This is a genomic window from Halobacterium sp. KA-6 (assembly GCF_021029015.1).
In the GTDB taxonomy this organism is placed as follows: domain Archaea; phylum Halobacteriota; class Halobacteria; order Halobacteriales; family Halobacteriaceae; genus Halobacterium.
The window spans coordinates 119,132-130,724 of record NZ_JAJJZH010000001.1; the positions used below are offsets into that span (position 1 = coordinate 119,132).

14 protein-coding genes and 1 tRNA gene are annotated in these 11,593 nt (G+C 63.9%); 7 read left to right on the forward strand and 8 right to left on the reverse strand.

Going from position 1 to position 11,593, the window contains the following annotated elements:
* Nucleotides 1-35 precede the first annotated feature (35 nt).
* Complete coding sequence (locus LPA46_RS00700) at nt 36-1,952, forward strand: ABC transporter ATP-binding protein (protein WP_230890944.1); 1,917 nt, start codon at nt 36-38, stop codon at nt 1,950-1,952.
* 42 nt (nt 1,953-1,994) lie between these two features.
* Here LPA46_RS00700 and LPA46_RS00705 read toward each other — a convergent pair whose 3' ends face one another.
* A complete protein-coding gene (locus LPA46_RS00705) occupies nt 1,995-2,282 on the reverse strand; it encodes a DUF5789 family protein (protein WP_230890945.1) in 288 nt (95 codons plus the stop codon).
* 99 nt (nt 2,283-2,381) lie between these two features.
* Between LPA46_RS00705 and LPA46_RS00710 the strand changes: the two genes are divergently transcribed.
* A complete protein-coding gene (locus tag LPA46_RS00710) occupies nt 2,382-3,119 on the forward strand; it encodes a creatininase family protein (protein WP_230890946.1) in 738 nt (245 codons plus the stop codon).
* Between the two features lie 2 nt (nt 3,120-3,121).
* On the opposite strand, the gene LPA46_RS00715 is transcribed toward LPA46_RS00710, so the two are convergent.
* Both LPA46_RS00715 and LPA46_RS00720 read right to left on the reverse strand, forming a co-directional pair.
* On the reverse strand, nt 3,122-3,565 hold the full coding sequence (locus LPA46_RS00715; RefSeq protein WP_230890947.1) for a DUF5790 family protein: 444 nt from the start codon (nt 3,563-3,565) through the stop codon (nt 3,122-3,124).
* Between the two features lie 60 nt (nt 3,566-3,625).
* Nucleotides 3,626-3,952 (reverse strand): dihydroneopterin aldolase family protein, encoded by a 327-nt coding sequence (locus LPA46_RS00720; protein WP_230890948.1) that lies wholly within the window; start codon nt 3,950-3,952, stop codon nt 3,626-3,628.
* A gap of 120 nt (nt 3,953-4,072) precedes the next feature.
* On the opposite strand from LPA46_RS00720, the gene azf reads away from it, so the two are divergent.
* The 3 genes from azf (at nt 4,073) to LPA46_RS00735 (ending at nt 6,014) form a co-directional block, all read left to right on the forward strand.
* Nucleotides 4,073-4,831, forward strand: coding sequence for an NAD-dependent glucose-6-phosphate dehydrogenase Azf (gene azf, locus LPA46_RS00725; protein ID WP_230887880.1), 759 nt, complete (start codon nt 4,073-4,075; stop codon nt 4,829-4,831).
* Nucleotides 4,832-4,967: 136 nt separating this feature from the next.
* Entirely contained in the window at nt 4,968-5,777 is an 810-nt protein-coding gene (locus tag LPA46_RS00730) for a M48 family metallopeptidase (protein ID WP_442908203.1), read from the forward strand.
* Nucleotides 5,778-6,014, forward strand: coding sequence for a hypothetical protein (locus LPA46_RS00735; RefSeq protein ID WP_230887878.1), 237 nt, complete (start codon nt 5,778-5,780; stop codon nt 6,012-6,014).
* On the opposite strand, the gene LPA46_RS00740 is transcribed toward LPA46_RS00735, so the two are convergent.
* From LPA46_RS00740 to LPA46_RS00755, 4 genes are all read right to left on the reverse strand, one after another.
* On the reverse strand, nt 6,011-6,622 hold the full coding sequence (locus tag LPA46_RS00740; protein ID WP_230890950.1) for a DUF309 domain-containing protein: 612 nt from the start codon (nt 6,620-6,622) through the stop codon (nt 6,011-6,013). The genes LPA46_RS00735 and LPA46_RS00740 overlap by 4 nt on opposite strands.
* 36 nt (nt 6,623-6,658) lie before the next feature.
* A complete protein-coding gene (locus tag LPA46_RS00745; protein ID WP_230890951.1) occupies nt 6,659-7,414 on the reverse strand; it encodes a PHP-associated domain-containing protein in 756 nt (251 codons plus the stop codon).
* 136 nt (nt 7,415-7,550) lie between these two features.
* Entirely contained in the window at nt 7,551-8,819 is a 1,269-nt protein-coding gene (locus LPA46_RS00750) for a hypothetical protein (RefSeq protein ID WP_230890952.1), read from the reverse strand.
* Nucleotides 8,820-8,931: 112 nt separating this feature from the next.
* Nucleotides 8,932-9,004, reverse strand: a tRNA-Arg gene (locus LPA46_RS00755).
* Between the two features lie 109 nt (nt 9,005-9,113).
* Between LPA46_RS00755 and LPA46_RS00760 the strand changes: the two genes are divergently transcribed.
* A complete protein-coding gene (locus tag LPA46_RS00760) occupies nt 9,114-9,749 on the forward strand; it encodes an IS6 family transposase (RefSeq protein WP_230890953.1) in 636 nt (211 codons plus the stop codon).
* A 143-nt stretch (nt 9,750-9,892) separates the two neighbouring features.
* Nucleotides 9,893-11,302 carry a single-stranded DNA binding protein gene (locus tag LPA46_RS00765; RefSeq protein WP_230890954.1) on the forward strand — a complete coding sequence of 470 codons (1,410 nt, stop codon included), beginning with the start codon at nt 9,893-9,895 and terminating at the stop codon, nt 11,300-11,302.
* On the opposite strand, the gene LPA46_RS00770 is transcribed toward LPA46_RS00765, so the two are convergent.
* The gene (locus LPA46_RS00770) at nt 11,299-11,526 is read right to left on the reverse strand and encodes a hypothetical protein (protein ID WP_230887874.1); all 228 of its coding nucleotides are present in this window, start codon (nt 11,524-11,526) and stop codon (nt 11,299-11,301) included. The two genes, LPA46_RS00765 and LPA46_RS00770, sit on opposite strands and share 4 nt — an antisense overlap.
* Between the last annotated feature and the right edge of the window lie 67 nt (nt 11,527-11,593).

Sequence of the window (11,593 nt, forward strand, 5' to 3'; positions counted from 1 at the left end):
GTGCTTTTGTTGGGTCGTCACTTCTGCCAACGAGAATGAGTACAGCGACAGAAGACGACGACCCCTTCGAGGAACAACGCGAAGAGGTCGACGACGCGATGTACCGCCTGTTCGACGAGTACGGGCGGGACAACTGGCTGGCGGCGCTGGTCGGCGTCGTCGCCAGTATCTTCGCGCGCGTGCTCGACCTCGTCCCCGCCATCATGCTGGGGTACGCCGTCGACGCGTTGACCGAGGGGCAGTCGTTCCTCCCGTTCCTGCCGGCATCGATGCGGCCCGCGACGCGGACGCAGGAACTGTACACCGCGGTCGCGGCTATCGCGGGCGCGTTCCTCCTCGGCGCGGCGTTCCACTGGCTGCGCAACTGGGGCTGGAACTCCTTCTCCCAGCACATCCAGCACGCGGTCCGCACGGACACCTACGACAAGATGCAGCGCCTGAACATGGACTTCTTCGCCACCAAGCAGACCGGCGAGATGATGTCCATCCTCTCGAACGACGTCAACCGCCTCGAGCGGTTCCTCAACGACGGGATGAACTCCGTGTTCCGGCTCTCCGTGATGGTCGTCGCCATCGGCGTCGTCCTGTTCACGTACAACTGGCAGCTCGCGCTCATCACGATGCTGCCGGTGCCCATCATCGCGTGGTTCACCTACCGGTTCGTCAAGGCGATTCAGCCGAAGTACGCCGACGTGCGCTCCTCAGTCGGCCACCTGAACTCCCGACTGGAGAACAACCTCGGCGGCATCCAGGTCATCAAGACGTCGAACACGGAGTCCTACGAGTCCGAGCGCGTCGAGGGCGTCTCCCAGGAGTACTTCGACGCGAACTGGGGCGCCATCACCATCCGCATCAAGTTCTTCCCGGCGCTGCGCATCATCTCCGGCACCGGCTTCGTGTTGACGTTCCTCGCGGGCGGCTACTGGGTGCTCGTCGGCCCGCCGCCGCTGATGTCCGGGTCGCTGTCGGCTGGGGAGTTCGTCGTGTTCATCCAGCTCAGCCAGCAGTTCGTCTGGCCGATGGCCCAATTCGGGCAAATCATCAACATGTACCAGCGCGCCCGCGCGTCCAGCGAGCGCATCTTCGGGCTGATGGACGAGCCCGCGCGCATCGAGGAGAACCCCGACGCCGCCGAACTCGACGTCGACGAAGGGGAGGTCGTCTACGACGACGTCACCTTCGGCTACGACGACGAGCCCATCGTCCAGAACATCGACTTCGACGTCGAGGGCGGGAACACGCTCGCGCTCGTCGGCCCGACGGGCGCCGGCAAGTCCACCGTCCTCAAGCTCCTGTTGCGGATGTACGACGTCGACGAGGGCGAAATCCGCATCGACGGCCAGGACATCTCCGAGGTGACGCTGCCGAGCCTGCGCCGCCACATCGGCTACGTCAGCCAGGACACGTTCCTGTTCTACGGCACCGTCATGGAGAACATCGAGTACGGCACCTTCGACGCCGACCGCGATGAGGTCGTGGAAGCCGCGAAGGCCGCGGAAGCCCACGAGTTCATCACCAACCTCCCGGAGGGCTACGACACGAAAGTCGGCGAGCGCGGCGTGAAACTCTCGGGCGGCCAACGCCAGCGCATCGACATCGCGCGCGCCATCCTCAAAGACCCCGAGATTCTGATTCTCGACGAGGCCACCAGCGACGTCGACACCGAGACCGAGATGCTGATTCAGCGCAGCCTCGACCGCCTCACCGAGGACCGCACCACGTTCTCCATCGCGCACCGCCTCTCCACCATCAAGGACGCCGACAAGATTGTCGTCCTCGAGGACGGCGAAATCGTCGAACGCGGCACCCACGACGAACTGCTCGCCGAGGACGGCCTCTACGCGAACCTCTGGGGCGTGCAAGCCGGCGAAATCGACGAACTCCCCGACGAATTCGTCGAGCGCGCCGCCGAACGCACCGCCGACGTGGACGTCGACGAAACCGAGGACTGACGCGACACGGCTCTTCCCCGACTTTTCGCCAACTCTCCGCCGTCAGAAGCTCTCTTGGTTCCCTTCGCCCGCGGACGCGCCGCGGTCCGTGTAGTCCCGGCGGCCGACGGCTTCACCGCCGACGCCGTCCTCGATGGTCTCCACGAGGTCCGTGTGGCTCTCGAAGCGGTCGTCGTCGACGCGCCCGAGAGCATCCTCGACGGACTCCCCGCCGCCCGCCAGGTCGAGGTCGTAGTCGCCGTACGCCTCGACGACTGTCTCCCGGTCGAGTGGGTACGATTCGTCCCGAAGTTCGGCTTCCAGTTCGCCGAGCCTGACTGTCTTTCCCATACGCCCGCCGTGGGCGGCCGCCGCCAAGCACGTTGTGGCGGCCCCGCCTCGCTCGCCGGAGGGGCAGGCTACAAAACCGGGGCGCGCGTTTGGTCGCGTATGCGACTCGCGGACGCGACCTGGACGGATGCTGACGCGCTCGACACGAACCTCGCCGTGCTCCCCGTCGGCAGCACGGAACAGCACGGCCCGCACGCGCCACTCGGTACCGACCACGTCACCGCCGAAACCGTCGCCGAAACCGCGGCGTCGAACTACGACCGTGAGGTCGTGGTCGCGCCCCCCCTGACCGTCGGCGTCTCCGAGGAACACCGCCAATTCACGGGGACGCTGTGGGTCTCCCCGGAGACGTTCCGCGCGAACGTCCGCGAAGTGACCGAGAGCCTCGCGAGCCACGGCTGGGACCGCGTCGTCGTCGTGAACGGCCACGGCGGCAACGTCCCCGCGCTCGGCGAGGTCTGCCAGCGCGTCACCCGCGACGGCGACGCGTACGCGGTGCCGTTCACGTGGTTCGACGCCGTCGGCGACCACAGCGACGACATGGGTCACGCCGGCCCCCTAGAGACCGCGTTCCTCCGACACACCCACCCGAAGCTCGTGCGCGAGGACCGGCTGGACGACGCCCGCGAGGGCGCCAGCGACCACTGGGGGGACTGGCAGTCACACACGAACCTCGCGGTGGACAGCGCCGAGTTCAGCGAGAACGGCGTCGTCGGCGACCCCACCGAGGGTGACGCCGACCGCGGGGAGGAACTGCTATCGCTGGCCGCGGACGCACTCTGCGACCTACTGGACGCAGTCGGGGACCGCGACCCGACCCGGCCGCCGCACAAGTAGCGCTACTCTTCGGCTTCCTCGTCGCTCTCCTCCTCGTCCTCGCCGTCGTCGCTGCCTTCGTGGGCCTCTTCGAGCGCGGAGCGCAGCGCCGGCACCGTGGACGCGAGTTCGCCGACCTGCTCGCGCGCGGTCTCGATGTCGCCGAGCACGTCCTCGACGGCGTCGATTTCGGCCTTCAGGTCGTCGGCGTCCTCGAAGGCGTCCGCGCGCTCGCCCACGACGAACGCCTTCTTCGCGTCCCGGAGGTGGGATTCGACGTCCTCGACGTCCAGCGCAGAGCGCAGCGCGTTCAGCACGCCGAGCGTGTTGTCCGCTTCGACCTCCCAGACGTCGTCGGCCGCGGGCAGTTCCGCGCGAGCGGTGTCGAGCGCTTCCTCGACGTCCGCGCGCATCTCCTCGGCGGCCTCGCCGAACAGTTCCTCGTCGTCCAGAGATGACTGACTCATGTCCGGTGATTCGCCCGCATCCGGTTTAAAAGCACGCCTCGTGGTGGACGTGAACGCGGCTCACTCGACGCTCGCGAGTTCCATCAGCGGGTAGCCGTCCTGCATCGCCATCTCCGCGACGACCTCGCGGCCCTCGTAGTCGACGACGACTTCGACTTCCATGTACTCGCCCGTGAGTTCCGTGTAGCCGTGGTCCGTCTCCAGTTTCTCGGTGAGGATGTCGACGGTCACGGACTCGCAGAACGGCTGGTTCTCGATGGACTCCTCGATGGCGGTCTCGAGGCTGCCCGCGCTCTCCGGGCTCACGGGCGTGCCCGCGAACTGATGGTAGAGCGCGCCGAATTTGATGCCCGCCTCGAAACACGCCTGCTGGGCGTCGGATGCCATACCGGATGCTCGGCCGGCCGCGGCTAATCGTTGTCGCCTCGGTCGTGCTGTCGGGGATTCGACCACTTCGGCGGGCGAACCGCATCTTTCATATCGGTGGTCGCCGAGACTCTCAATCGAATGGACGAGCCGGTTCTCCTCACGGGTGCCGCCGGGCGCGTCGGGCAGGCCATCCTCGACGGCATCGGCGACGACTACGACTGGCGGCTGTTCGACCGCGAACCCCCCACGGGCGACACCGATCACGAGGTCGTCGTCGGCGACGTCACCGACGAGGACGCCGTCCGCGAAGCCGTCGCCGGGGTCGGCGCCGTCATCCACCTCGCCGGCGACCCGCGCCCCGAAGCCCCCTGGGAGAGCGTCCTCCGGAACAACATCGACGGCGCGCAGACCATCCTCGAGGTCGCCGTCGAGGAGGACGTCGGGAAGTTCGTGTTCGCGTCCTCGAACCACGCCGTCGGCCACTACGAGACCGAGCGCAAGCCCGACCTCTACCGCGAGGACGACGACTTCCGGCTCGACGGCACGGAACTCCCGCGCCCCAGCAACCTCTACGGCGTCTCGAAGGCCGCCGGCGAGACGCTCGGCCGGTACTACCACGACGAACACGACCTCCCGTTCGTCGCCGTCCGCATCGGCAACCTCACCGAGGGCCACCCGCCAATCGACTACGAGCGCGGGCAAGCGATGTGGCTCTCCCACCGCGACTGCGCGCACCTCTTCGACTGCTGTCTGTCCGCGGAGTACGACTACGAAATCGTCTACGGCATCTCAGACAACGACCGCAAGTACTACTCCCTCGAACGCGCCCGTGAGGTTCTGGGCTACGACCCGCAGGACAACTCCGCGGAGTGGGACGGCGACGAGAAGGTCGCGTAACCGCCGACCTGTCAGGGGCCATATCGGAGCAACGACCGCCGGAGAGCGCCGGGGCGCGCGTCACACCCTCACAGATGGATTTATACGTGCGAGTGCGTAATTCTCCCGTATGCGACACATCGGCCTCAAAGTACGGATGGCCATCGTCGGCGCCATCCTCTTCGCGTTCTACTCGGTGGCAGTGGCTGCCGCGTGGTTCTTCTTCGGCCAGTCCACCACCATCCTCGGCATCGCCGTCGTGGGCAGCGTCCTGCTCGTCGGCGTCCAGTACAAGATTGGGAAGTGGGCGGCGCTCAGGAGCGTCGGCGCCGAAGACATGGACGAACGGGAGTACCAACAGATTCACCAGTTCGTCGAGAAGGTCTGCCGCGAGCGCAACCTGAAGAAGCCGAACCTGAAAATCGCGAGCATGGGCGTGCCGAACGCCTTCGCGGTCGGCCGCCGCGGCAACGGCACGGTCGTCGTCTCCCGCGAACTCATCCAGCTCCTCGACCGCGACGAATTAGAGGGCGTCATCGCCCACGAGCTCGCGCACATCGACAACCGCGACGTCGTCATGATGGTGCTCGGGCAGGGCATCGCGTCCGTCGTCGGCATCGTCGCCCAGTACATCGTGCTGTTCACGGGCGACAACGACCTCGCGGACTTCTTCCTGGCCATCGTCGTCGGCAACCTCGTGCAGTTCTTCGTGATGTTGTTCGTGCTCGCCATCTCGCGCTACCGCGAGTACGTCGCGGACGCCGACGCCAAGCGCATCATCAACGGCGGCGACCCGCTCGCCCGAGCCCTCGAGAAGATTCAGCAGGGCAACAAGCGCGCCCAGGACTCGAAAATCGACGAGAACGTGAACGCGCTGTGCATCTTCGGCGAGGATCGCGGCCTCCTCCAGAAGCTCGTCTCCACGCACCCGCCGACCGAGAAGCGCATCCAGCGGCTCCGCTCGTAGATGGCCGAATTTCGCGAACTCCTCGCGGTCGTGCTCGGTGCCGCGCTCGGACTCGCGATGATTCTCGCGCCACGGGCGGCGCTCCGCCTCTCCGTGTTCATGGGGCCGAACCGTCGCCGCCGCGGCGACTACGGTACTGACGAAGCCATCCCCGACTGGTGGGCGTGGCTGGTGCGCGCGCTCGGCGTCGTGTGTCTCGGCGTCGCTGCGCTCATCGCGTACCAGACGTACGCCTAGTCGAACAGTCCCGACACGTCTTCTTCGCGGCGCTGCCGCCGCTGCACGTGCTGTCGTAGCCGCGTCGCCACGAGCGCGCGCTGTTCGCGCTCGGTGACGAAGTCACAGAGCAACACCCCGAACTCGTTCAACTCCCCCGCCGCCAGCCCCTCGCGAGCGTACTCCGCGCCCTTCTCGACGAACTCCTCGTCGTAGCCGAGGGCTTCCGCGAGCGCGACTGCGGCTTCCACGCCCGCCGGCGCGTCCAGGTCGTCCAGCGCGAGCGCCCGACCTTCGTACGTCAACGTCGGTGGTGCCGCGCGCTCGACGCGCTCCGGGTCGCTCCCGAGCGCGGCAACGTACGCCCGCACCGCGTCTACGTTCACGCTCCGGTAGTCTGCCGGGAGGTCCGCGAGGTACTCGCCCGCGCTCTCACACAGCCCGACCGCGCCCGTCCAGTTCCGGTCGCGGGCGTGGTGGACGGCCGCCGAGAACTGAATGAGGCCGTGGAGCAGTCGCTCGTCGGCTCCGTCGTCGAGCGCGAGCCACTCCACCTCCCACGCGTCGTGGGCAGCGTGGTAGTGGCCCGCGTTGTGAATCGCGATTCCTGCGCGCAGCGCCGCGTCCATACCCTGGTTTCGGCTGCCGGACGCAAACGCGTTTCGTCAGGCGCTGTCCATCGACGCCGGCCACGGACTCACGTACGGCAGGCGCTTCGTCAACAGGTACGCGCTCTTCCGCACCGCGCCCTTCGCGTACTGGCGCGTGCTCCGGTGAATCGGTGTCCGCTTCCCCCGGATGTCCGTCTCGCCCGCGCGCAACGCCGCCAGCACGGTCTCGGTCGGAATCTCGCCCGCCGGCGTCTCGGGGTCGACGTCCGGCAGCGCGACGTCCGTGTACGCCCGCCCGACGTTCCGAATCGAGTGCGCGTCGCTCGCGCCGAACCGCGGGTAGCCGTGGCGCTCCGCGAACGTCCGCGCGCGCCGATTCCGGTAGCCCGTGAACACCATCGAGTTGTACACCTCGATGCCGTCGCACTCCCCGAGATTCCGCCGCCGCACGCCGTGCCGGCTCCGCTGGAACGGGTGCGGGACGACTGCGACGCCGCCCTGCTCGCGGATTTCCCGCACGGTCGCCTCGAACGGCCGCCCGCGCTCCGGGCACTCCTCGACACCGATGGCCAGCACGTGGCCGACATCCGTCGACACCTCCACGCCCGGAATCCCGACCAGCCCGTACTCAGGTGCCAGCTCCGCCGCCCGCAGCGACTCCTCGATGCTGTCGTGGTCCGTTATCACGACCCCGTCGAGCTCGATGTCGCTGGCGTGCTCGAGGATGAGTTCCACGGGCTCGTTGCCGTCGTACGAACCCTCCGAGTGCACGTGCGGGTCTATCGACAGCACCGCCCGGTCCTCGCTCATTACGTTCCCTTACTCGGTCCATTGCTAAGAACTTCGTGCCCGCGACGGTCCATGAACGTAGTGGGGAACGTCCGGATGGCGTCCGTGCGAGCAAAGCTAGAATAAGCTTAGAAGAACTCTTCTCCTGTTGGAAAGGCTAAATCTCAATCACGAGGTCATCCGTCAGTAATGATTTCCGAAGGTCTTCGGTGTCAATATCGCTTGCACGGTACGCTTCCAGCATCTCGTACAGGGTTGGCGTGAGCAGTAGCTTGAAATCGCGCCGGTTCAGTCGCTGGCGTAAATGCGGTGGAAGATACTCGTCTGGGTTCCGTTCACTCGGTTTTTCCTCCCGGCGAGGATTCACGACAAGTAATCCATCGATTCGTGTTTTCGGGTAGTCGGCTTCAGCATCTGCCACCCAGCCGAGAAGCTGCTCGTATTTCTTATCCCGAATGTCGTTAGTGGTGCCCGTAACTTCCATCACGAAACTCCGGTCGTCAAGATGAATCATACCGTCCCGGCCGTGGGGAGTTTCACCGTCAACGTCGAACCCCACCTCCTCAAATACCTCCGGAACCAACTGCTCTAATGCTCTCTCATTCCCCCAGAGAAGCGTTTTATACCGATCATACTCCGTAATCTCTTCTTCGAGAGTTTCCAGCGTTTTCTGCTTCCGCTCAATCTCTTTTTTAAGCTCTTCTGCTTGAGTTTTCGCGTCGTCTTCCCCGGGAAGCGACCAGTCGGATGTCCATTCTGGGTTGTTCTTCTGGTCTGCGGAGAGTGTAATTCCAACTTCGTGTTCAATTAGGGATTCAATTAGCTCACTTGGCGAGACCCCCTCTATAATTGGCAGAAAAACCACTCTTCCATCTAATTCATCCAACTTGCTGCCGGTATTTGTTTGAACGACTATTCTATATATAAATTCCCATGCGATGGACTCTTCAGACTTATTCTGAACGATAGGGCTCTGATTCAGGGAAAATCTTTGACGATCTACTTCAAATATCTCCGAATCCATCCCTAGTCTAAGATTCCAGTTGAAGTGTGAGTTAAAGTACCACTCCCAGTCTTCTGCTACAGAATCCAAGTCAACATACTTCCCTGATTCTTCTACAAGCGAGAATTGGCCGGGGATAATCCTATCTAACGGTAGAATTCGGTTCGAGTAGGAGATCTCATTAGACTCTGGAACGAGGACGTATATCTGGTTTCCCGCAGCCATCGCCCTCATCACCGAGGAATCATTCGGTGTTTGAATGTTCCCGTCTGGTTTCTCGTCGTCCAACCGTTCGGCCAACGAATATAGGTCTAAGAAAACACAGTCGTATCCCTTGATGTTGTAGCTCTCATCCCAGTTCTTGGAGTCCGCAACTTGGTCTATCTCAGAACCAACTGTAAGGATACTGGGGTCATCCGTCATTACCTCTCAGGTGGTAGTATTGACAGATAAGCTCTTCTCCACTTTGTGGTGACAGCTGCACGACGCGAGCGACACAGAAGTCGCTCGCGGTCGTGGTTGCGCGAGAATGTAGCGTCCGGACGGAGATTTGAACTCCGGTCCCTGGCTCCGCAAGCCAAGAGGATAGTCCACTACCCTACCCGGACTCACTCTTTCGTAGCCCGGACTTACGTAAAGCGGTTACGATTCGGGGTGCGCGAACGGCGGTGTTCAGATAAGGATTGAAAGGTGAGGCGTAGCGTTTTCTGCGTGTCCATGGCGGAGAACGCTAGCCTCAACGGTTGTATCGACCAGATCGAGTTAGGTTTTGTGGAGCGAGAAGCAACACCGCGTCTGTTGATGAAGCTCGGTATTCAGCTCCATCTGGCTGGTCTATCACTTTCGAATACCGTTTCTATTCTTGAGATATTCGGTGTTGAGCGAGCACGATCAACCGTTCATAACTGGGTTCACAAGGCAGATCTACAGCCGAAGACCGGCCAAAATTCGGATCACGTCGCGGTCGATGAGACTGTGATCCAGCTCGGTGATGAACGATATTGGCTGTACGCTGCTGCCGATCCCGAATCAAACGATTTACTCCATACAAAGCTGGAACCGGTGAGAACGAACGTTTTTGCTCACGCGTTCTTCGCTGAATTACGCGAGAAACACGACGTCGATGACGCCGTGTTTCTCGTCGATGGAGCGACACCGCTCCAAGACGCATGCTCTCGTCACGGCCTCGATTTCAAATACGAACGCCACGGAAATCGGAATAGCGTTGAACGTGTCTTTAGAGAGGTAAAACGAAGAACTTTCTGTTTCTCAAACTGTTTCAGTAACGCCGAAGCAGAAACTGCTGACGAGTGGTTGAAATCGTTCGCCTTCGCATGGAATCAGCTAATCTGAACACTACCGCGCGAACGGGCCGTAGGTTCAAACCGGAGGCCGCGCCATCCCGCCGTGTGCCATCCACGACCCGCGGACGGAGACGGCGGAATTCCCCAAGGACAACGCTTATGCGCGGCTCGCGTCTGGAGTGAACTACGATTATGGGCGACGACATCGAGGACGTCTACGGGGACCTCGACACCGACGTGTCCCTCGAGGAGTTCCGGGACGCCGTCGAGTCGAAGGTCGAACAGATGGGTGGACTGGCCGACGAGGAGACGGCCGCCATGCTCATCGCCCACGAACTGGAGGACGGCGAGGTCAACGGCGTAGCCGACGTCGAACCCGAGATGGACGAAGTGAAGTTCATCGCGAAGGTGACGAGCGTCGGCGACGTGCGGACGTTCGAGCGCGACGACGACGAGGACCCGGAGGGCCGCGTGGTCAACGTCGACGTCGCCGACGAGACCGGCAGCGTCCGGCTATCGCTGTGGGACGAGCAGGCCGAGGGCGCCAAAGACCAACTGGAAGTCGGCGACGTGCTCCGCGTGAAGGGCCGACCGAAGGACGGCTACAACGGCATCGAGGTCAGCGCCGACCAGGTCGAGGTGGACAACGACGAGGAAATCGACGTGCCGGTGCAGGACGAGTACCGCGTCGAAGACCTCTCGCTGGGCATCTCGGACGTGAACCTCACGGGCGAAGTGCTCGGCACCGAGGAGGTGCGGACGTTCGACCGCGACGACGGCAGCGAAGGGAAGGTGTCGAACGTCGTGCTCGGCGACGAGACCGGGCGCGTGCGCGTCACGCTCTGGGACGACCAGGCCGAGACGGCGACCGAACTCTCGCAGGGCGAGGTCGTCGAAGTCGTGGACGGCTACGTCCGCGAGCGTGACGGCAGCCTCGAGCTCCACGTCGGCGACCGCGGCGCGGTCGAACCCGTCGACGCGGACGTCGCGTTCGTGCCGGACACCACGTCCATCGAGGACCTCGAACTCGAGGACGTCGCCGACATCTCGGGCGTCATTCGCTCCGCGGACCCCAAGCGCACGTTCGACCGCGACGACGGCAGCGAGGGCCAAGTCCGGAACGTGCGCGTGCAGGACGGCACGGGCGACATCCGCGTGGCGCTGTGGGGCGACAAGGCCGACCTCGACATCGGGCCGGGCGACGAGGTCGCGTTCGTGGACGTCGAGATTCAGGACGGCTGGCAGGACGACATCGAAGCGTCCGCTGGCTGGCAGTCGTCGGTCATCCCGCTCGCCGACGGCGCGACGACCGGCGACGACGGTGACGACTCGGGCAGCGGCCCGACCGGACTGTCGGCGTTCGAGGACGGCAACGATCCGAGCAGCGCTGACGATGGCTCGTCGAGCGACGACAGCGACACCGACGACGGCGAAGAAGTCGAATTCACGGGCGTCGTCGTGCAGGCCCAGAACCCCGTGATTCTGGACGACGGCGAGGAGACCGTGAGCGTGGAGACGGACGCGGACGTCACGCTCGGGCAGGAAGTGACCGTCCGGGGGCTCCTCCAGGACGGCCGCCTCCGCGCCGAGGAACTACACTAGTCCCACTCGGCGTCGTCCGGGTGGTTGTCCGCGTTCGTCGCCTCGCGGGCTTCCTGGTAACGTTCCTCGTCCTCGTGCTCGATTTCCTCTTTGATTTGTTCCTCCTGGTACTCCTCGTCGGCTTCGCGGCGCTCCTCGACGACTTCCTCGGCTTCCTCCTCGTTGGCGTCGACCTCCTGGTCGGCGATCTCTTCGGCGTTCGCCTGGTGGGGATTTTTCGCCATATTCGGTGGTTTGGGTGCAGTTCCCAAATGCGTGGTGGCGGATTCCGTTCCAACGGAAACAGTTAAG